At 47.4% G+C, this 23,508-nt stretch carries 24 protein-coding genes; 15 read left to right on the forward strand and 9 right to left on the reverse strand.

Features of this window, described 5'->3' with window-relative positions; all coding sequences use genetic code 11:
- Nucleotides 1-138 precede the first annotated feature (138 nt).
- On the forward strand, nucleotides 139-1,971 hold the full coding sequence (locus ABEW34_RS09715) for a UbiD family decarboxylase (protein WP_430157599.1): 1,833 nt from the start codon (nucleotides 139-141) through the stop codon (nucleotides 1,969-1,971).
- A gap of 210 nt (nucleotides 1,972-2,181) precedes the next feature.
- On the opposite strand, the gene ABEW34_RS09720 is transcribed toward ABEW34_RS09715, so the two are convergent.
- The 5 genes from ABEW34_RS09720 to ABEW34_RS09740 form a co-directional block, all read right to left on the reverse strand.
- On the reverse strand, nucleotides 2,182-2,943 hold the full coding sequence (locus ABEW34_RS09720; RefSeq protein WP_430158551.1) for a spermidine synthase: 762 nt from the start codon (nucleotides 2,941-2,943) through the stop codon (nucleotides 2,182-2,184).
- Between the two features lie 212 nt (nucleotides 2,944-3,155).
- Nucleotides 3,156-4,154 (reverse strand): biotin synthase BioB, encoded by a 999-nt coding sequence (bioB, locus tag ABEW34_RS09725; protein WP_430158553.1) that lies wholly within the window; start codon nucleotides 4,152-4,154, stop codon nucleotides 3,156-3,158.
- Nucleotides 4,155-4,436: 282 nt separating this feature from the next.
- On the reverse strand, nucleotides 4,437-4,934 hold the full coding sequence (locus ABEW34_RS09730) for an SRPBCC family protein (protein ID WP_430157601.1): 498 nt from the start codon (nucleotides 4,932-4,934) through the stop codon (nucleotides 4,437-4,439).
- A complete protein-coding gene (locus tag ABEW34_RS09735; protein WP_430158556.1) occupies nucleotides 4,927-5,298 on the reverse strand; it encodes an ArsR/SmtB family transcription factor in 372 nt (123 codons plus the stop codon). The genes ABEW34_RS09730 and ABEW34_RS09735 overlap by 8 nt, the downstream gene beginning before the upstream one ends.
- Nucleotides 5,299-5,570: 272 nt before the next feature.
- A complete protein-coding gene (locus ABEW34_RS09740) occupies nucleotides 5,571-5,855 on the reverse strand; it encodes a hypothetical protein (protein WP_063892464.1) in 285 nt (94 codons plus the stop codon).
- Nucleotides 5,856-6,072: 217 nt separating this feature from the next.
- Between ABEW34_RS09740 and ABEW34_RS09745 the strand changes: the two genes are divergently transcribed.
- Genes ABEW34_RS09745 through ABEW34_RS09770 form a run of 6 tightly spaced genes read left to right on the forward strand, consistent with a single transcriptional unit; the run spans nucleotide 6,073 to nucleotide 9,606 of the window.
- A complete protein-coding gene (locus ABEW34_RS09745; protein WP_056029873.1) occupies nucleotides 6,073-6,294 on the forward strand; it encodes a sugar ABC transporter permease in 222 nt (73 codons plus the stop codon).
- Nucleotides 6,295-6,332: 38 nt separating this feature from the next.
- On the forward strand, nucleotides 6,333-6,851 hold the full coding sequence (locus ABEW34_RS09750) for a hypothetical protein (RefSeq protein ID WP_430157605.1): 519 nt from the start codon (nucleotides 6,333-6,335) through the stop codon (nucleotides 6,849-6,851).
- Nucleotides 6,852-6,863: 12 nt separating this feature from the next.
- Complete coding sequence (locus ABEW34_RS09755; RefSeq protein ID WP_430157608.1) at nucleotides 6,864-7,388, forward strand: tubby C-terminal domain-like protein; 525 nt, start codon at nucleotides 6,864-6,866, stop codon at nucleotides 7,386-7,388.
- 16 nt (nucleotides 7,389-7,404) lie between these two features.
- Complete coding sequence (locus ABEW34_RS09760; protein WP_430157610.1) at nucleotides 7,405-7,755, forward strand: LytTR family DNA-binding domain-containing protein; 351 nt, start codon at nucleotides 7,405-7,407, stop codon at nucleotides 7,753-7,755.
- On the forward strand, nucleotides 7,752-8,699 hold the full coding sequence (locus tag ABEW34_RS09765) for an ABC transporter ATP-binding protein (RefSeq protein WP_430157613.1): 948 nt from the start codon (nucleotides 7,752-7,754) through the stop codon (nucleotides 8,697-8,699). Before ABEW34_RS09760 ends, ABEW34_RS09765 begins: the two co-directional genes overlap by 4 nt.
- Entirely contained in the window at nucleotides 8,668-9,606 is a 939-nt protein-coding gene (locus ABEW34_RS09770) for an ABC transporter permease (RefSeq protein WP_430157616.1), read from the forward strand. Before ABEW34_RS09765 ends, ABEW34_RS09770 begins: the two co-directional genes overlap by 32 nt.
- A gap of 101 nt (nucleotides 9,607-9,707) precedes the next feature.
- Here the strand turns inward: ABEW34_RS09770 and glpK are convergent, their stop codons facing one another.
- The 3 genes from glpK to ABEW34_RS09785 form a co-directional block, all read right to left on the reverse strand.
- Complete coding sequence (gene glpK / locus ABEW34_RS09775; RefSeq protein WP_430158559.1) at nucleotides 9,708-11,198, reverse strand: glycerol kinase GlpK; 1,491 nt, start codon at nucleotides 11,196-11,198, stop codon at nucleotides 9,708-9,710.
- A gap of 20 nt (nucleotides 11,199-11,218) precedes the next feature.
- On the reverse strand, nucleotides 11,219-11,761 hold the full coding sequence (locus ABEW34_RS09780) for a glycerol-3-phosphate responsive antiterminator (protein WP_430157618.1): 543 nt from the start codon (nucleotides 11,759-11,761) through the stop codon (nucleotides 11,219-11,221).
- Between the two features lie 243 nt (nucleotides 11,762-12,004).
- Nucleotides 12,005-12,652: a hypothetical protein gene (locus ABEW34_RS09785; RefSeq protein ID WP_430157621.1), complete on the reverse strand. Its 648-nt coding sequence runs from the start codon at nucleotides 12,650-12,652 to the stop codon at nucleotides 12,005-12,007.
- 252 nt (nucleotides 12,653-12,904) lie between these two features.
- Here ABEW34_RS09785 and ABEW34_RS09790 point away from each other — a divergent pair, with 252 nt between their 5' ends.
- From ABEW34_RS09790 to ABEW34_RS09825, 8 genes are all read left to right on the forward strand, one after another.
- Nucleotides 12,905-13,462, forward strand: coding sequence for an RNA polymerase sigma factor (locus ABEW34_RS09790; protein WP_430157624.1), 558 nt, complete (start codon nucleotides 12,905-12,907; stop codon nucleotides 13,460-13,462).
- Nucleotides 13,449-14,213 (forward strand): hypothetical protein, encoded by a 765-nt coding sequence (locus ABEW34_RS09795; RefSeq protein ID WP_430157627.1) that lies wholly within the window; start codon nucleotides 13,449-13,451, stop codon nucleotides 14,211-14,213. Before ABEW34_RS09790 ends, ABEW34_RS09795 begins: the two co-directional genes overlap by 14 nt.
- Before the next feature lies 1 nt (nucleotide 14,214).
- Nucleotides 14,215-15,096 (forward strand): ABC transporter ATP-binding protein, encoded by an 882-nt coding sequence (locus tag ABEW34_RS09800; protein WP_430157630.1) that lies wholly within the window; start codon nucleotides 14,215-14,217, stop codon nucleotides 15,094-15,096.
- A complete protein-coding gene (locus ABEW34_RS09805) occupies nucleotides 15,093-16,274 on the forward strand; it encodes a hypothetical protein (protein WP_430157632.1) in 1,182 nt (393 codons plus the stop codon). The genes ABEW34_RS09800 and ABEW34_RS09805 overlap by 4 nt, the downstream gene beginning before the upstream one ends.
- Nucleotides 16,275-16,288: 14 nt before the next feature.
- On the forward strand, nucleotides 16,289-17,443 hold the full coding sequence (locus ABEW34_RS09810; protein ID WP_430157633.1) for a hypothetical protein: 1,155 nt from the start codon (nucleotides 16,289-16,291) through the stop codon (nucleotides 17,441-17,443).
- Nucleotides 17,444-17,880: 437 nt separating this feature from the next.
- The gene (locus ABEW34_RS09815) at nucleotides 17,881-19,281 is read left to right on the forward strand and encodes a discoidin domain-containing protein (RefSeq protein ID WP_430157636.1); all 1,401 of its coding nucleotides are present in this window, start codon (nucleotides 17,881-17,883) and stop codon (nucleotides 19,279-19,281) included.
- A gap of 244 nt (nucleotides 19,282-19,525) precedes the next feature.
- Nucleotides 19,526-20,332, forward strand: coding sequence for an alpha/beta fold hydrolase (locus ABEW34_RS09820; RefSeq protein WP_430157639.1), 807 nt, complete (start codon nucleotides 19,526-19,528; stop codon nucleotides 20,330-20,332).
- Nucleotides 20,333-20,502: 170 nt separating this feature from the next.
- Complete coding sequence (locus ABEW34_RS09825) at nucleotides 20,503-21,657, forward strand: PQQ-dependent sugar dehydrogenase (protein ID WP_430157642.1); 1,155 nt, start codon at nucleotides 20,503-20,505, stop codon at nucleotides 21,655-21,657.
- 136 nt (nucleotides 21,658-21,793) lie between these two features.
- On the opposite strand, the gene ABEW34_RS09830 is transcribed toward ABEW34_RS09825, so the two are convergent.
- Complete coding sequence (locus tag ABEW34_RS09830) at nucleotides 21,794-23,476, reverse strand: hypothetical protein (RefSeq protein ID WP_430157645.1); 1,683 nt, start codon at nucleotides 23,474-23,476, stop codon at nucleotides 21,794-21,796.
- Nucleotides 23,477-23,508 lie beyond the last annotated feature (32 nt).

Raw genomic sequence — 23,508 nt, forward strand, 5'->3', positions numbered from 1 at the left:
GTTTTAACTAGAGATAACTGGTTTTTTTAATATATTTCTCGGATTGAAACGCGCCGCGCCGCCAAAGGACGGCGAAAGCCTTTTCACTTTGGCAGATAAGCATTTCGCAAAATTCATATAGATCGGAGCTATTTCAACATGTATCGCCACTTGGAGCAATGTGTACTGGATTTGGAGCAGAATGGACATCTCGTCCGGATAAAAGAAGAGGTCGACCCCCATTTGGAAATGGCGGCGATTCATATGAAGGTATTTGAAGCTGGCGGTCCCGCCCTATTGTTTGAAAATGTAAAAGGCTCCAAATTTCGTGCCCTATCGAATTTGTTCGGAACGGTTGAGCGGAGCAAATTTATGTTCCGCCATACATGGGACTCCGTCGAACGCGTCATGGATTTGCGCGGCGACCCCATGAAAGCGATGAAAAACCCGTTTGGACATATCGGAACGGGTCTTGCAGCATGGAAAGCACTTCCGAAGCAAAGCTCAGGCACCGTGCCAGTAGCGGCGCAGGAAATTCAAATTTCCGACCTGCCGCTCATTAAGCATTGGCCGGATGACGGCGGCGCTTTCGTGACGCTGCCGCAGGTGTTTACCGAAGAGCCGGGCAAGCCGGGGCTCATGAATGCGAATCTCGGCATGTACCGCGTTCAGCTGAGCGGCAATGATTATGAGCTGAATAAGGAAATTGGCGTCCATTACCAGATTCACCGCGGCATTGGCATTCATCAGGATATGGCCAATAAGCTGGGCAAGCCGCTGAAGGTCAGCATTTTCGTTGGCGGTCCGCCAGCCCATACACTTGCAGCTGTTATGCCGCTGCCGGAAGGCTTAAGCGAAATGACCTTTGCCGGCTTGCTGGCAGGACGCCGTTTCCGCTATAGCTACCGAGATGGATTTGTGCTTAGCAATGACGCTGATTTCGTCATTACGGGGGAAATCCATCCTGGAGAGACGAAGCCGGAGGGTCCGTTTGGTGACCATCTGGGCTACTATAGCCTGACGCATCCGTTCCCACTAATGAAGGTGCATAAAGTGTATGCAAAGCCCAATGCGATCTGGCCGTTTACGGTTGTCGGCAGGCCGCCGCAGGAGGATACCGCCTTCGGAGCCCTTATCCATGAGCTTACGGGAGATGCGATCAAGCAGGAAATTCCCGGCGTGAAGGAAGTCCACGCCGTCGATGCAGCAGGTGTGCATCCGCTGCTGTTCGCGATTGGAAGCGAGCGGTATACACCGTATCAGCAGGTCAAGCGGCCAACGGAAATTTTGACGCTGGCGAACCGGATTTTGGGCACGGGGCAGCTCAGCCTGGCTAAATATTTATTTATTACGGCGGAGGACAAGCAGCCTGTAACGACGCATCATGAGGCGGAATTTCTCGCCTATGTGCTGGAGCGGCTGGAGCTGCGCCGCGATATTCATTTTTATACGAATACGACGATCGATACGCTCGATTATTCGGGAACGGGGCTTAATGAAGGCAGCAAGGTTGTATTTGCCGCTTATGGAGAGAAGATCCGCGAGCTGTGCCTCGAAACGCCCGAGGCGCTGAAGGAGCTGCGCGGATTTGAGAATGCGCGGCTCGTTATGCCTGGCATCGTAGCGATTCAAGGGCCAGCATTCACGAGCTACGCCGATGCGAAGGCGCAATTGCAGAGCTTAAGCGAAGCAATTGCCGAGAAAGGACCGCTGCCGTCCTGCCCGATGATTGTTTTATGCGACGACAGCACGTTTTTAAGCGCGAAGGTGGATAACTTCCTGTGGGCTACGTTTACGCGCAGCAACCCATCCCATGATATTTACGGGGTAAATAGCAGCTACGAGCACAAGCACTGGGCCTGCGACAACGTCATTATTGATGCGCGCACGAAGCCGCATCAAGCGCCTCCTCTCATCGCCGATCCGGCGGTGGAGAAACGGCTTGAGCGTTTGTTCGCAGCCAGCGCAAGCCTCGGCGGTCTTAAGCTGTAGACTGATTAAATGCCGCCGCATTATGAATAGACAAACAAAAGGAGTACAGGCTCATGTCCTGTACTCTTTTGTTTTGCTCATCATGCGTTGATTCATCCGCTTTATAGTTAACTATGCGATTGTACAAAATAATACGCTAAGTAACTCGCTTGGCCTCGTCGCACAGAATGTGCTCGCGGCCGCTGCTTTATTTTTCCGCTGCCGAGTACTTTAATCTCGAATAATATAGCCTTGAACGGGCTCAAGCTCCACGAATCCAGCCATGTGGCGAGCTTGAAAGGCGACGGGCCGATCGCTGCCCATGAGGATGATATTTTGCAAATCAGCTGATCCATCTGTTGGCAAAATGAACGCTTTCGTATAAGCAAAAACCTCCCCAAGCGTCGTTTGAATGGCATGAATGAGCCTGTCCCGCTCCCCCCTGCCCATGAGATTCAAAAGGACAGCGCCACCTTCGCCAAGCTTGCTTCGAATCAAGCTAAAAAACGCCAGCGACACAAGCTGCTTTGGCGTCCCCTGTCTGGTGAAGGCATCAACAATGACATAATCGTAAGCATGTTCCGCTTCTCCTTCCAGCAAAGCACGCCCATCTCCAATGACGACATTATCCTGATTATAGCCAAAATACAATCGGCTCAACTCTACGACTGTCTCATCAAGCTCGGCTACCTTGAACGTTTTATCTTCAAAATAACGGGCGATCGTGCCGATGCCATGACCGATGAGAAAAACCTTTTCAAAAGCCGCTTGATTGCTTTCCATCAGATGAATGATCGCCCGTGGATATTCGAACAATATACGTCCCGGGTGTTCCAGATCAAGTGCGCCCTGCGTCGCATCTCCTGAAAATTGCAGGACGCGAAAGCGCCCTTTTTCCCCATCCAGCTCTGTCGTGTCGTAGACGGAAATTTCGTGATGAGCGGTGTGCTGCTCAAACCAAATGCGTCCGATTTTATTTCCTGAATGACCCATCTCATTATTCACTGAGCTTCGTATCCAATATGCTTTTCATAAAATCAATTAATACCCCCGAGCTTTCCCCAATTTTCAATAAGTTCGCTGCTCTTCATATGCATCTCCTAGAATTCGACAATTTTCTATAAATTCCTTTTCAATACTCATAAGTCAGGAAGCAAACGGAGACTAGCGCAGAATTTTTTTTGCAAATGATGGGGCGCCATTAATTAGAGCGCATTCAGCTCAATTTCAAAGCCCAAGTCTTGTATCATTTGATGGTCAATCGAAATATCCTGGCCCTCTGTCGTCAAATAATCGCCGACGAACAGCGAATTTGCCGCATATAACGCTAAAGGCTGGAGCGATCGCAGACTGCGCTCCCGTCCGCCAGCAACACGAATTTCCCGCGACGGGCAGATTAATCGAAACAGGGCCAGCACCTTTAAAGCTTGCAGGGGCGGTACGCAGCCTGCATCTGCAAGCGGCGTGCCTTGTATCGCATGAAGAAAGTTAATTGGAATCGAATCCGCTTCAAGCTCGCGTAAAGCAAAGGCCATTTCAACGATCTCCTCGTCTGTTTCCCCCATTCCGATAATGACGCCCGAGCAAGGCGATAGACCGTGGGCTTTAGCTATTTTCACCGTATTAACACGTTGCTCATATGTATGTGTCGTTGTAATGGAAGGATAGTGCCTCTGGCTCGTATTCAAATTATGATTGTATCGATGAACGCCTGCATCAGCTAAACGCTTCGCCTGCTCCTCTTTCAGCAGCCCCAGACAGGCACAAATTTTCAATGGCATCGTCGCGCGTATTTCCTCAACCGCTTCCACCACCTGGCTGAGCTCCTTGTCTGTAGGTCCTCTGCCTGCTGCAACTATGCAGTAGGTTCCCGCTTTGCGAGCCAATGCTTCACGTGCGCCAGCTAGCAGTGTCGTTTTATCAAGCAAGGTATATTTGGGGATAGGGGCGGTCGACACAATCGATTGAGAGCAGTAGCCGCAGTCCTCTGGACAGAGGCCGCTTTTCGCATTTATGAGCATATTCAGCTTTACCTTTCTGGCAAAAAAATGCTGCCTCACTCGAAATGCTGCCTGCAAAAGCGGAAGCAGCTCCTCCTGCTGCGCCCCCAGAATTGACCGCCCCTCATCTAACGTTAGACATTGCCCAGCAAGCGCCTTTTGCGCCATCGCTTCCCACTTGCTCCCATTAAGCTGTTGCTCCATCATCATTCGACCTGCCTCCCCACCGAATAAAAAGCTGCACCACATTTATCCGGTCATTTATCTATTATTTTAAATCCGATTAAATTGTTAACCTAAATAAATAAATTTTAGTTAACAATTAATCTTTGCTAGTTTAGCAAAACATGCCTCCTCTGTAAAGATCGACTTCATTCCTTTCCTGAGCACTGCATAACAAAAAGACTGTCCCCTTGCAGCTTGCACTGCGAAAGAAACAGCCTTCGGTATTGCTTAAAACCTGCATAATTACTCGATTAAAAAGGCTTAGCCTGCTTGAACGTCTTTCAAATAAGCTTCGAGCTGGTCGAACGTGCCGCCAAAGCCTTGTCTCATGGAATCGAACATGCCCATGAAAAATTGGCGTTCTGCCTCCGTCGCATTAACCGGTCCTCCAAGCAAGGTAAGAATAGTTTTGCCATCCTGCTCGGTAAACGTTAACGTATTGGACACTTCAATCGGGAATGTTTCGCTGAAAGGCGCACGTACGGCATTGCCATCCTTGTCCGAAAAAGAGTTAACGAAAACGATTTTTTCTGGCTCCACGATTTCTCCAAAAACGAATCTGCCCCACATTTCAGCACCATCCGACGCCGTCATCTTGTAATGGAACATGCCGCCTGGTCTAAAATCCAGCTTGGCATAGCTAATTTCCAGTCCAGTCGGTCCCCACCATTTTTTCAAATGCTCGACCTCAGACCATACTTTAAATACGAGCTCACGCGGCGCATCCAGTTCTCTTGTAATTTCCAATCGATCAGCCATGTTCATCCTCCGTCTTTAGCTTAGTAATTGATTGCTGTGCTGGTGCTGCTTCTTGCTTCTGAAGCTCCTTCAAATAAGCCTCCAAATTGTCAAAACGCTGCTCCCACATGCTGCGGAACGTCTCCGACCATTCATTCAATTGCTGTAAAGATTGCGGCCGCAGCTTGTAAATTCGCTTATTGGCAGCCGGCTGCACCTCAACCAGGCCCGCGTCGCTGAGCACGCGAAGATGCTTCGACGTCTGGGGCTGGTTCAGCTCCAGCTGCTCGGCAATAGCTCCTACGGGCAGCGGTCCGTCACGCAGAAGCTCCACGATACTCAGGCGGTTCGGCTCGGCTAAAGCGCTGAAGGTCATCGCTTTCATCATCATAAATCTACTCCAGACTTGTTATCCATTAAAGTATACTTCAAAAGGAATATTCCTGTAAATGCATATTTAATTCAAAATGTTTTGCAGGTATTCTCTTCATCATAACAAGCCGAGCCGATTTGTACCACAGCAGAAGGAAAATAAACAAAAGAAACGGCCGTCCACGGAAAAATACCGTGAACGACCGACTTGTTTGCCCATTATTATCCTGATCACTCTACTAATAGGACAACATTTATTCAAACTAACATTCTACTAGTAGAAGACTAAAGAATATTAGCGCTTCCCCACAGTACCGAGATAATGTCTGCTATTTTCCCTGCCGGCGTTAAGCTCAAAATGAATTCTCCTAGATCAAGAATGACGCCGCCCAGATCTGCCCAAGAGAAATTGCCCCCAAATGAATTGTAAATAGCACGGAACTTCCATAGCAAGGAGTTATAAAGTGAAACAGCATCCCCTGCAACATTAAGCTTTCTGAAAATCAATTGTGCAATAGACCAAGCTGCGTCAGCAAGACTCGACGTACCAGTAAAAGCATTGTATAACATAATCCAATTTCCTCCTAAAAAATATGTTTTTGACTACAAACACATCGTAACCTGATTATTACTATTTTTTTCCGAATCTATTCGAACTAGTACGTTTGATACTTAAAACAATCATTTACCAATACGTAATGGTAAAAAATCTATTCTAAATAATCATTATTGATTAGTCTGGGCATTTTTGTTATTATTAATTTCAAGATGAAAGGGGGTGAATGGGTTGAAAAAACCATGGTTAGCTATATTACTTTCTTTTATTTATCCGGGTCTGGGGCATTTATATTTAGGATATGTAAAAAAGGGAATTATTTTGCTTGTTGTTGAATTTATTTCTATTCTACTTATTTCAGTCGTTGTCGGAATTTTCTTATACCCTATTATCTGGATATACAGTATTATTAACGCTTATCAATTATCCACAAAATCGCAAGCGGCTTCATAGTTCGGCCATGCTTCCATATCCATTGAAGGGTAATTCAAATGATGAATTTTCGAAAAAAATTGATTTTATTTTTCTGCATGTTGTCCTTTATTTTTTTTCTAATCGGCTTTTTTTCGCCAGGGCAATCTGAACATCATGAAATAAGTCAACTAGGCTTCAATGATGCTCTATTTATCTTTGTTTTCAACAGTATCAATCTATTAATCTGGTTCATGCTTTCTTTGACGGGCTTGTCCCCATTGCTTATATTAAAAGCGATTTTCGGTATGGGCACAGGCTGGCATGCGTTGTCTATCTCTCCTTTACTCTATTACAGCACTTCATTTTCACATGGGGTTTTGGAATGGATAGCCTGTCTTATCGTCTTTCTTTTTACAATCGATCATCTTTATCATTTAACTTCCTATTTCAGGAAAAAAATCTCTTATGAACAATTGAAAAGCTTTTATTGGGTGACTGTAAAGAAAACGATTCCAACGGCCCTGTTCATACTTTTCGCCGCAGCTTTTTTTGAGGTATATGTATCTAATAGGCTGTTGCTCATTCTAGTTCAATAAGAAGGGTGTCCTATGATTTATAAAACGACTTTACCTTTTCTAAGACTGAGTACCTCATCGTCCATACTAGAAGATGAGAACGGCAGCTCTGTTGGGCGTATTCAGCGCTACTACTCAAATAAGAAACAGAAGCTCATGAATTATTTATTCGATAATATGGTGAATAATGTACATGCCTACGATGAAGATAACAATCTACTCGTAGATATTAAAGAAATAAACACAATAAAAACGCTTGTAACAGAAAAATGGCATGTGCAAATTGGTCAAGATCAGTTCGTTTGCGAGAAAAAAACAAAAATCAAAACCAATCCACAATTTTTATATAAAAAGGATAATGAAGAGATTTGGATCAAAAAAGATTTTGCCGATAAAGCTGTCCGCTTTACTTTAAATGGACAGATCATTGCTGAAGCTGTTCCAGACGGTCTAATACCGCCGAAATCCAATCACATTACATTCAAAATATTCGACTCTCGATTTGAAGTTCATGAAATTGCGTCTTTATATTATGTTTTTTCTCTAAAAAATAGCTAATATTTAGGAGTTAATAATGAATATTCAATTAGTGCTTAATCGACTGATTATTGCGAAAAGAGATCAGATTGTTTACCTTGACCTGTCTGAAATTATTTTTATTGAGCGTATTGGACAAAAAACCTTGATTCACACGGATACACAGGAAATTTATGTATATGTCTCTTTGAAAGATTTAATGAGCATACTGCCCGATATGTTTGTAAGATCGCATAAGTCTTTTATAGTAAATGTCTTTAATTTAAAAGAGCTTAATTTTTTCAACCGTAATACATATGAAGCTTACTATAAAAACCGTAAAACCGCTTTAGTAAGTAAACGTGTAATACGACAATCTATTACATTGAACCAGGTGGGAACTCAGTGACCATTCATCCATTACAAATCGAAAATTTGAGCAAGACCATTCGGGGAAAAAGCATATTACAAAATATTTCACTTGAGGTAAGAAGAGGCGAAATTTTCGGATTGCTCGGGCCCAATGGAGCAGGTAAAACAACGCTATTTCGCCTAATTTCCAACCTGATATTTCCAACACAAGGCTCCATATATATTAATGGAATAAATGCTAATCAAAATCATGTTCTCGCCGCAAAATATATTGGGGCAATCATTGAGACACCGCATATGTACCCTTTTTTGACCGCCTATCAAAATCTAGTTCATTTTTCTCTCTACAGCCAACAGGAACCAGATAAAAACAGCATTTTGGAAATTTTAAAAGTCGTCGGCCTGCAAGAAGCTGCAAGAAAAAAAGTGAAAACCTTCTCGCTAGGGATGAAACAAAGGCTCGGACTAGCACAGGCATTGCTTCATAATCCCGACCTTATTTTGCTCGATGAGCCAACCAATGGCATGGACCCTGTCGGCATGAGGGAGTTCCGAGATTATCTCCATCATTTGACCAAGGAGCAGAACAAAACCGTCATTATTTCAAGTCATTTGTTAAATGAAATGGAAATGATTTGTGATCGTGTTGCGTTTATAGTGGATGGTGAAGTCAAATCAATTGAATCCATGCAAAAAACAGAAAACGTTAGGCAAGTCGTTACAATGGAGATTGACTCAACCGAACGAGCGTTAGAATTACTTCATAGGCATGAACGAATGTCAAATTTGCTCAAGGTAGGGGAATCCGAATTGGTTTTCCTGTTGCTTCGCGAAGAAATCTCGGAAATGCTTTATCTCCTGATTCATCATCAGATCAGTGTATATGCTGTTCAAAGCAAACAGTTGAGCCTGGAAGACAAGTTCATGAGCTTGACAGAGGAGGCTTCCATTGATAAGGCTTATAAGAGCAGAGCAAATTAAAATATACAGCCGTCCTATGGTATGGGCCATGGCTATCATTTTTGTAATCATTGTTATTATGACGGCACTGTTTAATATCGATAAAAGGAACGCTTCTCAAACAGACGATTGGAAAACCGTTATAAACGAAGAAAATCAATTGTTAAAAGAACAAATGAAGGAAGCTCCAGAGGATGTCCTTCCCTATTTAAATTCACAAATTCAACGTAACGAGTATGCCTTGGAAAATGGAGTGTCTCCCGATCGCATGACATCTTGGAAATTTTTAAGCCTGGTCTCCAATTTTCTTCCATTCGTCACGTTATTTACGCTTATTGTTGCCAGTGATATCGTAGCTAGCGAATTTAAATGGGACACCATGAAGCTGCTGCTCATCCGTCCAGTTCGCCGTTATAAAATATTGTTAGCGAAATATTGTTCCGTCCTTATGTTCTCAGCCTTGCTTATCTGTATGATATTTCTTTCATCTTGGATTATTGGAACCCTTTTATTTGGGGTCGATGGCGCTTCAGAACCATTCATATTTTCAAAGGATAAACAAAATTATGAACACATCCCTATGGTTATGCATGTGTTCCTATCATATGGATTAAAAATGATTACCCTTTGCGTTATTGTCACGATGGCATTTGTCATCTCTATACTGTTTCGAAGCAATTCTCTCGCCATTGCATTCTCTGTGTTCATCTTGTTTGGCGGCAATATGATCTCTGCCTTCTTAAGTCGGATTCAACCGGAATTCGCAAAATATTTTTTATTTTCTCATTTGAATCTTGAGGCTTATTTTACAGGCACCCCAATAGTAGAAGGTGTTACCCTTCCGTTTTCATTGATCATTCTCTCCGGTTATATGCTATGTTTTTACGCCGCCGGCTGGGTCGTATTCACTAGAAGGGAAATGGGCTAAAACTCACTTATAAACAAATAGGGCAATTCCTAAAGTCATCTTTCATGACAGCAGGAATTGCCCCTATTTATGACTGCCCCGGCAACCAGGGGGCCGTTCTTTTATTTAAACGCCCTCGCGGCGTTCACTGCTTTTTTCCAGCCGGTATAGAGCTTTTCTTTACGCTCTTCCTCCATGGCGGGCTGGAACGACCGCTCCTTGTGCCATTGCTCCATAATTTCCTCGCGGCTGGTCCAGAAGCCTACGGCGAGTCCAGCTAAATAGGCTGCGCCAAGTGCCGTCGTCTCTGCATTGACCGGGCGCTCGACCGGAACGCCGAGAATATCGCTCTGGAACTGCATGAGGAAGTCATTTTTCACGGCTCCGCCATCGACGCGCAGCGTTTTCAGCGTTAGCCCAGAATCAGCCTCCATAGCCGCAAGCACATCGCGCGCCTGGTAAGCGAGCGCCTCTAGCGTCGCTCTAATAAAATGCTCCTTGGTCGTGCCGCGTGTCAGCCCGAATACCGCACCGCGCACGTCGCTATCCCAATAAGGCGTGCCTAGTCCAACAAACGCCGGAACGACATAAACGCCTTCCGTCGAATCGACACGCGCGGCGTACTGCTCGCTGTCCGTCGCATTTTGCAGCATGCGCAGGCCATCCCGCAGCCATTGAATAGCAGAGCCCGCTACAAAAATACTGCCCTCCAGTGCATATTCAACCTTGCCGTCTATCCCCCAAGCAATTGTAGTCAGCAAGCCATGCTCGGACACCACTGCTTTTTCACCCGTGTTCATCAGCATGAAGCAGCCTGTGCCGTAAGTGTTTTTTGCCATGCCTTCCTGGTAGCAGGCTTGGCCGAACAAGGCCGCTTGCTGGTCGCCTGCGATGCCGGAGATCGGAATTTTGCAGCCGAAAAAATGATATTCGTCAGTATAGCCGTAGACCTCAGAGGAAGGACGTACTTCTGGAAGCATATTAGCTGGTACCGTTAGCAGCTCCAGCAGCTCTTCATCCCATTTTAGCTCGTTAATGTTATACATTAGTGTGCGCGAAGCATTGGAATAATCCGTTACATGGACTTTGCGCCCGGACAGGCGCCAGATCAGCCACGTATCGACCGTTCCGAACATAAGCTCGCCACGCTCAGCCTTCTCCCGCGCGCCCTCCACATGATCAAGAATCCATTTCACCTTCGTGCCTGAGAAATAAGCATCAATAAGCAAGCCCGTCTTGCTGCGGAACAACGGCTCATGGCCATCAGTCTTAAGCTGCTCGCAAATCTCTGCCGTTTGGCGCGATTGCCAGACGACGGCATTGTAAATCGGAACCCCTGTTTCGCGATCCCATACAATCGCCGTTTCACGCTGGTTCGTAATGCCGATTCCAGCAATCTGCTGCGTTTTAATGCCTGATTCAGACAAACAGGCGGCAATGACGGCGAGTATAGAGCCCCAAATTTCATTGGCGTTATGCTCGACCCAACCTGATTTTGGAAAATATTGCTTAAACTCCTGTTGGGCGGTATGAACCTTTTCCCCTTTTTTATTAAAAAGAATAGCTCGTGAGCTTGTCGTGCCTTGATCGAGCGCCAATATATATTTTTCCATCAATTCAATAACCTCCTGATTTACACGTTCCACAGCGCCGCATTGCTGGATGAAACCGCAATGGCCCCAGAACCGAACAAAGCGGGCAAATCCTCACGCGTATGCACAAAGCCGCCCAAAATAATTTCCGTATTCGTCTCCTGCCTGATTTTGCCGACCATGGAGTGGGCGAAGCTTGGCAGCAGCTCGATGTAATCGGGCTTCACATGCGCCGCCGTATTAATAATCGTCTTGACCGAATGCGAATCAATGAGAAATCCGCGCTGGATGGCTGCCAGCTTATGCTTCTTGGCAAGTAGAAGGCTCGATGTTCTTGTGCTGATGACGCCATCAATCTTGATTGCCTTGGCTAAATAATGAATGGAGGCCTCATCGTCCTTAATGCCCTTGACCATATCCAGATGCAAAAACAGCTTTTTGCCCGCACTTCTTACCGCATCCGCAATGCCCTGCAATTGGATAAGCTCGCCCTCGAGCAAAAATAAGATCTGCTGCGGCGAGGCCAGCGCCTGCTCTAATTCCTTGAAATTCCGAATCGCCGGAATAACCGTATTCGGCTGCATGCTTGTTCCCTCCAAACCTCGCAACCATTCACGGCTGCTAATATCACTGCTTCGGCTGTAAAGCTGTAAACGATTTCAATGGCTATCAATTAAAAAAAGCCGACAGAAAGAATGTATACACCCCATATTTGGAATTTATATACTCAATCCAGCGGCTGTTCTCATTAGTCTCACAGCGAGTTTTATTTACTTGTCAGTGACGATTATAATATACTCCGATCAAGCTGTAAACCCACTCATTCCTTATGAAAGTGCCAGAAGGCCAAGCGATTCCAGTTCCTCCAGCGCTTCCTCAGCGTCTCGCTCCGGATTCAGGCTGGCGATGAGTTCTTCTGTTATCTCGGCACCTTCAAAAACCGCGCGCACGGCTGCCAAATCCAGCTCCTCCTCAAAGTAGCCTTGCGCCCACTCCTGATAGCTTTCGGGCGAATCGCACAAATAGCCTAGGAGAAAATCCGCTCCATCTTCCCAACCATCCGGCTGCTCATATTCGCTACTGTGCCACACAGAATTTCCATTTTCCCACCATATGCAGAAGGTAACATCCTCATGGGTGAATGCCACATCCCGTATACGATGCAGCAGCGCTTCTGGCACCTCATCATAAATGCCCGGCCAGGTGCCGTATTCCTCCTGCGCATGCGGACTGTAAGGCGATTCATGGTCGAAACCTTTGATAATGGCCCCTTCCGGTGCAAAAACGACAAATACAACATCGCCCGCTCCATTGTTCAAGCTGCCCATCGTTTCATCATTCGACCATGCGGAATCATAACGGTGAACGCGAAGCCATTCTTCTTCGCACATCATCAAATCCAGCGCAGCGAGTATGCGCATCTGCTTCTCCAACTGCTCCGGTACCGGCAGCTTCGGCATATCCCATATCTTCATTCGTATCTGCCTCTTTCCCCATTAACCAATTTATGCGCTGCTTTCCTTTAATAGAGTGTTCATATATTTCCCATTATACAACAAAAGGATTGGATGTTCCGCCTGATTTAATACGAGAATGCCTGCAGCGCTTTTTCAAGTGGGCTGGAAAAAGATTTATTTCAGCCAAACTATTTTACGCTACACTACGAATATATAAATAAGCGGCAAAACATGTCGAGCAGCATAACGTTTTAGGAAAAGAGAGGGCGCATGGAGACGGAAGCAGCATGGATTAAGCAAATTCAAAAACAATCAAGCGAGGCAGCAGCGAACGCGCTGATCCGCCATTATTACAAAGAAATGTACAGCTATGTGTATAGACAGACGACGAATAAACAGCTGTCCATGGATCTCACACAGGACATCTTCATCCATATGCTGCAGGCGATCGGGCACTATGACGGAGGCAAGGGTTCCTTTCGAGCATGGCTGTACAAGCTTGCGACGAACCGGATCGTCGACTATTACCGCTCGCGGTACTATCGCTACGATCAACGAACGACAGCGATGGATGAAGAAATCGCCGAGGAGGAGGATTTCACGCTGGAAATTGAGCAAAAAGAACAGGTTGAAGCTGTTTTGCAGCTTGTAAACGAGATGGATGCTGCCGCTCAGCATATTTTCCGGCTCAAATTTTTCGCCGAATATACGTTTGCCGACATTGCTCCGCTGCTGCATATGCCGGAATCGACCGTCAAAACGAAATATTATACGATGCTCAGAAAGCTGAAAAACAGATTGGGAGACGATTACGATGAAAACCGATAAAACGGAGACGATTGAGCTGCCAAGCGAGCTGGAAATCGAGCAGCAAATCAATCTGATTGTGGCACGGGGGCTTGTGCCGAAGCAAACCTTTTCAGCCTACTTGCGCTTAATGTATACCCGTCTTGGCTTTCGTTATATGTTTCATGACTGGACGGAAATTGCCTTTGCGCTTGCTGCCGGCTCTCTGCTTTTGCTATTCGCCCTATTTTTAGAATCAAGCCATTCGCAGGTCATAGAGGAGGATATTTATGCCGCTATCTTTATTGGATCGCCCGTCCTCTACCTCCTTGTATCCACCCTCTTCTTCGTTCGCCGCAAGCATAGCGATACGTATGAAACGGAAATGGTGTGCAAATACAATGTGTATCAGCTTGCTTCGCTGCGGATGCTAGCTTTTAGCCTCATCTGTCTGGCGCTGAATGTAGCGCTCGTGCTTGCTGCTTCCGCTATGTTTCAGCACATTCATTTGCTGTTTGCGCTGGCGCTTTCAGCTTCGTCACTGTTTTTGTTTTCCGTTGTTTTTCTGTATATCATACTCCGCATTCGCTCGGACATAACGAAATACGCCCTGATCTCGCTCTGGTTTGCCGGCAACATCGGCTTGAAAGCTTTGTATAGCACAGGGTATATACAGCTGCTTCAAACGATTCCTGTCTCCGTTTATTTGCTTTTAACAGCTGTCTGCGGGGCGTTATATATCAAAAGTCTGAACCAATTGCGAAAACTGCAAAATCCGGAAGGAGCGATTTAAGATGCTGACTGTACAGCAGGTTTCCAAACGCTTCGGCAGCTTTAGCGCGCTGGAGGACATTAATCTTGAATTTACGAATGGCGTATATGGGCTGCTTGCCCCAAATGGCGCTGGCAAAACAACGCTCATTAAAATGCTCGTCACGCTGCTGTTTCCAAGCGAAGGCGAAATTTTATACAACGGGGAAAATATTATAAAAGCGGATGAGCGCTATCGCGAGCAGCTCGGCTATCTTCCGCAGCAATTTGGTTATTACAAGCATTACAGCCCGCGCAAATATTTACTTTACATCTCCGCCTTGAAAGGCATGCGCGCAGCGGAAGCCAAGCCGCGAATTGCCGAGCTGCTGAAGCTCGTTGCGCTGGAGGATGTCATGGATAAAAAGATGCGCAAGTTTTCCGGCGGCATGATCCAGCGCGTCGGCATTGCGCAAGCGATGCTGAATGATCCGCGCATTCTCATCCTTGACGAGCCAACCGCAGGGCTTGATCCGAAGGAACGCGTCCGCTTTCGCAATATGCTGGCCCAGCTTGCCCGCAATCGCATCGTCATTTTATCGACCCATATCGTCTCTGATGTGGAATCGATTGCCGATGAAATTATTATGATCAAGGACAAGCGGGTGCTGCACAAACGCCCCATCGCGGACATTTGCCGCCTGCTTGAGGGAATGGTATACGAAACGACTGTCGATTATGAGGAAGCTGATCACTTTCGGGGCAAGTATTTGTCCATCTCGGAGCGTCAGGAGCAAGGAAGGCTGAAATTCCGTTTTATTGGCAGCGGCCAACCGCAGCCGGATTGGACGATAGCTATTCCTAATTTGGAGGATGTGTTCATTTATATTTACCAGGATGAGGCGCAGGCGGATAAAACGCCATGAGGGGGATTATCTGGCGCTATGAGCTGAGAAAAGCGCTGCTCTCTCCGGTTATTTTAGCACTGCTCGCCCTCTTTCTCGCATTTAATCTGCTCTACATTATGCAGCAGTCGTATAAACGGCAGGATATGGCGGTGCTGAACACAATGGCTGGACAATTCGGTGCGCGAATAACCGATCAGATGCTGGCTGCGCTTGAACAATATAATCAGCAGCCGGGCCTATTTCTGGAATCTGAAATCGCCAGCTTTCATCGGCTGAGCATTTTGCAGCATTATGCTGCGCGAATGCAGGAGATCGATGAAGTCTATGCCAAGCTGGATACGAGCCGGATGGCTGAAGGACAAATCCAATTGTACGGCCTTAGCGGGCAAGCTGCCACTGCTTTGAAAGAGCGTTATGCCAGGCTGGACACACGGCTTCAGCAGCTTGAGGCAAGCGGTGAATATAAGCATTTATTTTTCGATGGCAAGCTGTATGGAACGCACTCGATGCTGTTTAAAAGCCTGTTTCGGATGCTTTTGCTTGAGCTAATGATTTTAGCCGCGCTCCTATCCGTCTTTTTAAGCAAAAATGAATTTGAACAGCATACGCATTTATTGTTTTATTCAGCCAGGCATGGACGAAAGCTGCAAACGGACAAGCTGCTTGCCGCGCTTGCTGCTACCGCTGCACTGACAACTATACTGGCTGGCATTTCCCTTTCCGCCTACTTTCTCACATTCAGCTACAAGGGACTGTGGCAGGTGCCGATCAGCAGCTTTTTCACCTGGGAGCCAGGCATGGCCTTTCCATTTCTCACTTGGCACGATCTATCGTTCGGCAAATATTTGGGCTGCGCTGTAGCACTTATGTACGGGCTTCAGCTGATTTTCGCTGCCTTGGCCTTTGTACTCGGATTTTTTATCCGCAGCAGCTACTTTGTATATGGCAGTTTTGCCGTACTATTCGGCAGCCTGCTCCTGCTAGGAAGAGTCGTACCGACGAGCTCGGAGCTACTATTTTATGCGGGCTTTACTCCCTTTCAACTCATACTCAATCCGCATATATGGTTCACGGCAGGCGGGGCGTTCAATATGATCCGGGATTGGGAATGGATGACCGCAGGCGGCTGGGCCGTTGTGCTGGCTGCTCTCTGTTACGTGTGCCTAAAGCAATTTAAACGCCAAAATATCCATTAATCGGAGGTGCAGCCATGAGGATCGTCCTTCACGAAATGAAAAAGCTTTTTAGCCTGAAAATGATCGTTTTAGTCGCTGTACTGAACGTCCTTTTTTATTTGATGTTCATCCAGTTTTATTTTGAATATTTCCCGAATGGCAGGCCCGATAAAGATACGTATAAGGTTGTCATCGAGATGCAGGAGCAATATGGGCTGGAGCTTGATGAAGCGGAATTCGAACAGTTCAAGCTGAGCTATCACGAAAGGGTTCAGGAAGCTGAGCAGCTTATGCATGATGACCCGCAGTTTAAGAAGGCTGGCATTTCTACTTATGAGGCTTTTCGTGCAGTGGATGTGTTCAGCGGCAATAAGGAATGGGATGAATTAGATCGCTACGCGATGTTCAACCCCGGCATTGATTTGTTCTGGGAGCTGCAGGGCAGAGAGTATTTAATCGAGCAATATGAACGCAGGCTGGAGCGACCTTATGCCAATCTTTCAAATGAGGATGCGGCCGCCCTGCAGCGAATGGATGAAATGGTGGCGTCTGGCACGCTGAATACGATTTTTCCATCCATGATTTATGATAATTTTAAAAATGTGATATTTTATGTGTATGCCATAAGCATAGTCAGCATTTTGCTAATCGTATCGCCGATTTTTTTGCGCGACAGGCGCAGCCGGGTCGTTCATCTCCAGCATGCCTCGCGAATCGGGCGCAGCCTGTTCCGCAGCAAGCTGATTGCAGCACTGCTGTCCGCTGTGCTAATTATTTCGATACAGCTCGGATGCTTTTTTCTATTGTACAGTCAGCAGCCGGGCATTGAATTATTTTACGAAGCACCCATCAACTCTGCCTTTAATTTTCCCTACTTCTGGTATGATCTTACGTTTGCCCAGTTTATCATGCTGACGGTTGCCGTCCTTTATGTGCTTGGCTTGATTACTGCTCTGGCGGCAGCTTTCTTCTCCAGCATCTCTGTGAATTATATGGCGCTCGTTGCGCTGCAAATTCCTTATATCTATCTCATTATACAGCCGCTTTCCCGTGTGCTGATTGAGGAACTCATTATGTTGTACAGACCGAAGTACGCACAGCCACTTGCTTACGGGTTGTTTTTCACAATCGCAGCTGGTTTGCTTGCATACAAGTGGCATCGGGAACGAAAAGGAGATTTGCTTCTATAAAACTTGCTTTGCCATCAAGCATCAGCCTACCCACAGGCCTCGCTTGATGGCTTTGGCTGTTTAAGCAGCGGGTCCTTGACTGCCGATGCTTGCTCAATATTTAGATAAAAAAAGACGTTCCCTCCAATTCAGGACAGCTAAATGGGGAACGTCTTTTTTTGCCTTTCTGTTTATTTTTAGTTTAATCGGCCAGCACCGCACTACCCTCACCACAACGTTATTTTCCGCTCGGCGGCTGCATGATTCGACGGTTATCCACAAATTTCAGCAGCAATTTACAAAATAATACTTTCCTATTTTTTTCATCTATTGTAAAATGATAGACGAAATGATATTTTGCTAGATGTATCCAAAAATTCAAAATCAAAGCACATGTGGGGATGAGGGTCAGCTAGCCGTTTTAAAAAAATCCAATCACAGAAAATGGAGGACCACAAATGTTAAAGAAAACCAGCCTCATCTTGACTTCCTTCTTGCTCTCGGGCTCCCTGCTTGCAAGCAGCCTTACCGTTGCATCAGCAGCTCCGGCGCTGCCAACGATTACGCCAGCAATCGCTTATCAGGCTTCAGCCGCCGCGGTCAGCAGCATTACGCTTGCAGACATGCCTGCGAACCTCAAAAGCTCCGTTGAGTGGGTATGGACTAATCGCATGGTAACGGAAGGCTCGACAATTCGCAAAAACCTGATTTTTGATCAAATCGTTGCTGGAAAAGGTACTTTAAATTACGTCGTGCGCTGGCAATCGGGCAAAAACTTGACGCTCCAGCAGCGCAAGGATCTTGCCGCCATGCTCCAGCGCCAAATGAATAACTGGACGAAGCATTTGAAGGATTATGACGGCTGGCCTTACGGAGACATTCAAGTGAAAATCGTGGGCTGGGCCGTAGCCAACTCCGCGCAAATTTTAGACAAGCAAGCAGATGAAATCATCTATACAGATTATATAACTGACCAATTGAGCACCTCTAATCCCGCTATCCCATCGAAGCTGCCTGTAGCGCCGAGCGCTTTGTCTCGCTTTGACCATTTTACGAATCCCAACTATGTTTATCCGGGCGGACTCGACAAGCGCTTTGATATGTATTTGTGGGCAACATCAGGCTTTGGCGGCGGAGCAGGCGGCGATTGGGGCCAGCGTATGTCCGACGATTACATTTTGAGCACCGTCAACTCCAATGAAATTCAAATTACAGAACATGAAATTGGCCATGGCTTTGGGTTGCCAGACTTTTATGAGGCGAACGAGCGTCCTCCGGGCGGTTTCCCAGTACCTACCATTATGTGGGCAGGAAATTCGCCAACGATTACGAACTGGGACATTTGGATGCTGCGTTATACATGGACCCAAGTGAAGAAGGATGCTACGCGATTCCCGGGCATAACTGATAATGGGAATACGAATTTGAGCAACATTGCGCTTAACGCTTCCGTTACATCCTCTTATGTATCCCCTTGGGAAAGCATTAGCGCACTCAATGACGGCTTTGATCCGATTCATTCCAACGACCGCAACCATGCGGTTTATGGAAACTGGCCGGAAACCGGTACGCAATGGGTTCAATATACGTTTGATAAAAGCTACACCGTTACACAAACGGATGTGTACTGGTTCAAGGACAATGGCGGTATTGATGTGCCGAGCTCGTATAAAATCAAATATTGGAACGGCAGCGCTTGGGTAGATGTCCAAAACGCCGTCGGCCTCGGAACGAGCATTAACCAATTCAACACAACAACATTCAATCCTGTCGCAACGACATCGCTGCGAATCGAAATGGTGTCGAAAAACCCGGCATCCACTGGCATTTTGGAGTGGAAGGTTAAAGCATCCAGCTAGCATTGGAGCCTGGAAGTCTAGTGAAAAATAAGCTAGGCTGCGCGTAAAGCAAAACAGCATAAGCATAAAAGGAACGTCAAAGGAGACTATCCCCTTTCGGCGTTCTTTTTTTACCAATGACAATTAGTAGAAACATAGACAGAAGCTGTGCAAGCCTATCCCCTATTCATCTTCCCTGCTTATGGCATGACGGCCCGCCGGCTCGAATATAATGATAAGCATCCTAATGTGGAGGCCTATTCCTATGAACGAGCTTCTAGTAACTGCTCGGCACCTGTCGTATCGCAAAAGCAGCATAGCTTATCAATTCCTGCCTAACCCTGGAAAACAAACGCTATTGTTTCTCCACCCGGCCTTCGCGGATCATCAGGTATTTTGCGCGCAGACGAGCTATTTTAAGCGCGGCTATCAGGTGATAACCCTTGATATGCCAGGGCATGGCCGCAGCCAAGTTCATGGCACCAAAGTGACGTTAAAAGATATGCCGCACATTGTGGCAGCGGTTTTAGATAAGCACAACATTGCCGCCTGCCATGTGGTCGGCGTTTCCCTCGGCTCGCTCGCAGCTCAAGCTTTCGCAGAACGTTTTAACGAGCGGGTGCTATCCGTTACGATTGTCGGAGGTTATTCCATTCACCGCGAAAATGTGGAAATTTGGAAGGAACAGAAGCGCGAGGGACTGCGGTGGCTGTTTTATTTTTTATTTTCCATGGGGCGGTTTCGCCGTTATGTGACGACCATTTCCTGCGCCAGCAGCTATGGCCGGGATGTATTCGCCCGAGGAGCGAAGCTGTTTAATCGGCGTTCTTTTGTTGCCATGTCGGGGCTGGGCGATTTTTTCACGAAAAAAGATACGCCTGTCCCCTACCAAATGCTGCTCGTGTACGGAGATCAAGATTGGAAGGTGCTTGTCGATCACGCGCACAGCTGGCACAAGGCAGAAACGCTGTCGCAGCTTGTGCTGCTGCCCGGTGCCGGCCACTGCGCCCAGCTTGACGCGCCGGAGCCGTTTAATCGCATATTGGAGTGTTTCATCATGTCTGTATCCTGACGAGTATGATATTCCTTCTGCCAAAGATACAGGTGCTGGAGCCAGCGCCTGTTTTTGCTTGCTTGCGACGTATGGCTGGGATGAAGCTTTCCCTTTTTATTTTTCTGTTTCGTCGAAGCGCCTGAAGCGTAATAATAGGTGATAGAGGAACAAGAAGGAGAGGATGAATCTTGAAATGGACACGAGTATCATCAGTACTTATGTTGAGCCTATGGTTAGGGGTATTGGCCGCTTGTGGACAAAATGAAGATCCGGCGGCAGCTACGCGCTCCACGGAGGCATCGCCAGCAGCAGCATCGGATGCAGCTGTGCCAGATGCATCCGATGCAACGGAACCATCGACTGAATCGACTGAACCGTATGAGGTTGTCGCAGAAAAACTGCGAGCTCCTTGGGTCATTGCGTTTGCCGGTGACGTTATATACGTTAGTGAGCGGGAAGGCCATATCGTCCGAATTGAGGGCGATCAATCGACGAGACAAAACGTTAACCTGTCTAAATCGGTTCATGGCGGCGGCGAGAACGGATTTCTGGGCTTTTTGCTGGCGCCGGATTTTGAACAGTCGCAGCAGGCGTATGCATACCATACGTATGAGGAAAACGGAGAAATGCTCAACCGCGTCGTGCAGCTGAAGCATACCGGCGAGAGCTGGGATGAGACACGCGTAATGCTGGAAGGAATACCCGGTGCTTATAATCATGATGGCGGCAGAATGGCCTATGGACCGGACAAGCTGCTGTATATGACGACAGGGGATGCCCAGCAGCCTGAGCTATCACAGGATAAAGACAGTCTGGCAGGCAAAATATTGCGCATGACGCTCGCTGGCGAAGTACCAGCAGATAATCCTTTCCCGGATTCGTACGTTTATTCATATGGGCACCGCAATCCACAGGGACTGGCTTGGACAGATACAGGTGTCATGCTTGTAACGGAGCATGGTCCATCGGGCTCGCCTGGCGGTCATGATGAGATTAACGTTATCGAGCCTGGCGGCAACTATGGCTGGCCCACCGTATATGGCGATCAAACTGGCAGTGGGATGACCCCGCCCGTCTATCATACTGGAGAACCGGCTATCGCGCCTTCCGGTGCAGCCATTGACGATCAGAACCGAATGCTGATCGCTACGCTAGTGGGCAGTGCACTGTATCGCTATGACGCCGCAACAAAGGATATGTCGGTCGTGTTTGATGGAGAAGGGCGGCTGCGCGATGTGAAAATCAAGGATGGCCGCGTATATGTCATCACCAATAACACCGATGGCAGAGGAAACCCGGCAAAGACGGATGATCGGCTGTTGATCGTGAACGAGTTGAAGTAAGCGTACCCATTCGCCTTTTGATCAGGCAGCGCTATTAACTGGAGAGTCGCAGCAGGATCAGCAGCAAATGCCGCCGCTTGAATGAAGCAGCGCCCCCATTTCTAACGGAAACGGGGGCACTGTGCTAGACCTTTCACTACACTCTGCTGAGCAAAAATTTCATTGCAGTGGGCGCAGCAGGCGTTGCTAATGATTTTTTCGCTTGTACCAAATAAATGATTTCCAGACGATCGTCAAAAGCTTGCACAACGGGAGCTGGAGCATCCGTCTCAACTTCAAGCGTCAGCCCTGGCAGCGTCCAGCGATTGGCCGCAATGCCGCGCGCGTCTACCCCTTGCCCCGTAATTTCAAAATAAAATTCAATATCAACGGCGGCACCGCACTGAACCTCTACCTCAAGCTCGCGTTCATTCACTGCCGCTTCATAATAGACACCTCGCAGATGGGTGTTCCAGTGCTTGCCGACTTCGCGCCGAATGAGACGGAGATCGTATTTATGCCCCTCCGCCGTCTTCCAATGAATAGTGGCCGGGTGAAGCTGGCCGTTCGTGTTTTTGCTGCCTGACATGGCGCCCATCATCAGCTCTTGCTCGATCCATGCCCTCGCCATACATAAATTTGTATTTGCATCCGGCTGATCCCGCTCACACAGCTCCCGGAACGGCTGCTCCACAAGCCGGTCACGACGATGCTCGGAAAGCTGAGGAAGCAGCTCCTCCGGTACATCTACGCCGACAAGCGCGATCATAATATCATGCTCCGTCTCGCAGTTTATCGCGGTAAAATGCTCATAGCCTTTGCCGAGTGCCAAATACAGCATAACGCCCAGCGAGCTGTGGGCGGTCATTTCCATTTCATAGGCGCGGGCAAACGGGCCGGAAAGATTTTCGATATACGGATTATAAAAATCAGCGATGTTAGCCCAAAGCCCCTTCTCCATCGCATGCCCAAGCTGCTTGAAGGCCACCGTCTTTCCGTATTGCCGCCATAAACCAAGCACCGTCAGATCGACGCCATAATAGGTTGTCGTATTGAATTCGGATAAGGAGCCAAACTCCGCATAACGGGCGTGAAGCTTCTCCGCCTCACGGCCCGCATGCTCCAGCCAATCGCTGCGCTGCAGGCGTGTGCCGTAAAAATGGACAATAAACGTATGCATCAGCTCAATATTGGAATTCATCGGGACGACATCCGACAAGCGGCGTTCTATGGAGCCGGTAACCGCCTTGATCATCGATTGCTCCATGCGACCGAGCAGCGACTGCGGTAGCTTATCTTCGAAATGCTCCAGGATGACTGCAAAAATGCAGCTGATAAACTCCCGCCAATTCGGATCGTAGCTTTTCCAAACCGGAGGCAGCACTTCATCTACCGCCGTCACAAGCCGATCGGCCCACTCCTTCTTCGCTTGCTCGCCCTCTAGGCCGCTGACCAAGCGATCGGTTATTTTTTCAACCGTTTGCGCTAGAAAATAAGCATGGCCCTGCCCTAAGCTTTTCCAAGGGTAGTTGCCCGCTGGCGGGTCGATTGACTCCAGTGCGCTTTTGAAGGTGCCATGGTAAATTTCATCTGGCGCATCGAATTGCAAATCGATAATTTTATGGAGCACTTCGCAAGCCCGCTCTATATCGCCCGGCTCGCTGCGCAGCAGCAGTCCGAGTGCGTAATGTCCACTGCCCCTCGTGCCGTGCTTGCCATGTTCCTCGCTGTCGCCAATCAGCTTCGCCTTCTCATCATACTTTGCATCCATATAAGCCAGCGCTTGATCGACTAAATAACGGCGCTCCTCCGACAACTGGCTCCATTCTTTCCATGCCATGCCCTTTCTCCCCCTAGAAGCTCCGCCATTAT

This window comes from Paenibacillus algorifonticola (genome assembly GCF_050481745.1).
GTDB lineage: Bacteria > Bacillota > Bacilli > Paenibacillales > Paenibacillaceae > Pristimantibacillus > Pristimantibacillus algorifonticola_A.

Excerpts from the sequence above, each read along its gene's own strand:
- ABEW34_RS09720 (WP_430158551.1), bottom strand. The coding sequence starts at position 2,943 with ATGGGTCATTCAGGAAATAAAATCGGACGCATTTGGTTTGAGCAGCAC.
- ABEW34_RS09800 (WP_430157630.1), top strand. The coding sequence starts at position 14,215 with ATGCTGACTGTACAGCAGGTTTCCAAACGCTTCGGCAGCTTTAGCGCG.
- ABEW34_RS09815 (WP_430157636.1), top strand. The coding sequence starts at position 17,881 with ATGTTAAAGAAAACCAGCCTCATCTTGACTTCCTTCTTGCTCTCGGGC.
- ABEW34_RS09755 (WP_430157608.1), top strand. The coding sequence starts at position 6,864 with ATGATTTATAAAACGACTTTACCTTTTCTAAGACTGAGTACCTCATCG.
- ABEW34_RS09730 (WP_430157601.1), bottom strand. The coding sequence starts at position 4,934 with ATGGCTGATCGATTGGAAATTACAAGAGAACTGGATGCGCCGCGTGAG.
- ABEW34_RS09715 (WP_430157599.1), top strand. The coding sequence starts at position 139 with ATGTATCGCCACTTGGAGCAATGTGTACTGGATTTGGAGCAGAATGGA.
- ABEW34_RS09805 (WP_430157632.1), top strand. The coding sequence starts at position 15,093 with ATGAGGGGGATTATCTGGCGCTATGAGCTGAGAAAAGCGCTGCTCTCT.
- ABEW34_RS09830 (WP_430157645.1), bottom strand. The coding sequence starts at position 23,476 with ATGGCATGGAAAGAATGGAGCCAGTTGTCGGAGGAGCGCCGTTATTTA.
- ABEW34_RS09795 (WP_430157627.1), top strand. The coding sequence starts at position 13,449 with ATGAAAACCGATAAAACGGAGACGATTGAGCTGCCAAGCGAGCTGGAA.
- ABEW34_RS09735 (WP_430158556.1), bottom strand. The coding sequence starts at position 5,298 with ATGAAAGCGATGACCTTCAGCGCTTTAGCCGAGCCGAACCGCCTGAGT.
- ABEW34_RS09820 (WP_430157639.1), top strand. The coding sequence starts at position 19,526 with ATGAACGAGCTTCTAGTAACTGCTCGGCACCTGTCGTATCGCAAAAGC.
- ABEW34_RS09740 (WP_063892464.1), bottom strand. The coding sequence starts at position 5,855 with ATGTTATACAATGCTTTTACTGGTACGTCGAGTCTTGCTGACGCAGCT.
- glpK (WP_430158559.1), bottom strand. The coding sequence starts at position 11,198 with ATGGAAAAATATATATTGGCGCTCGATCAAGGCACGACAAGCTCACGA.
- ABEW34_RS09760 (WP_430157610.1), top strand. The coding sequence starts at position 7,405 with ATGAATATTCAATTAGTGCTTAATCGACTGATTATTGCGAAAAGAGAT.
- bioB (WP_430158553.1), bottom strand. The coding sequence starts at position 4,154 with ATGGAGCAACAGCTTAATGGGAGCAAGTGGGAAGCGATGGCGCAAAAG.
- ABEW34_RS09810 (WP_430157633.1), top strand. The coding sequence starts at position 16,289 with ATGAGGATCGTCCTTCACGAAATGAAAAAGCTTTTTAGCCTGAAAATG.
- ABEW34_RS09790 (WP_430157624.1), top strand. The coding sequence starts at position 12,905 with ATGGAGACGGAAGCAGCATGGATTAAGCAAATTCAAAAACAATCAAGC.
- ABEW34_RS09785 (WP_430157621.1), bottom strand. The coding sequence starts at position 12,652 with ATGAAGATATGGGATATGCCGAAGCTGCCGGTACCGGAGCAGTTGGAG.
- ABEW34_RS09750 (WP_430157605.1), top strand. The coding sequence starts at position 6,333 with ATGATGAATTTTCGAAAAAAATTGATTTTATTTTTCTGCATGTTGTCC.
- ABEW34_RS09780 (WP_430157618.1), bottom strand. The coding sequence starts at position 11,761 with ATGCAGCCGAATACGGTTATTCCGGCGATTCGGAATTTCAAGGAATTA.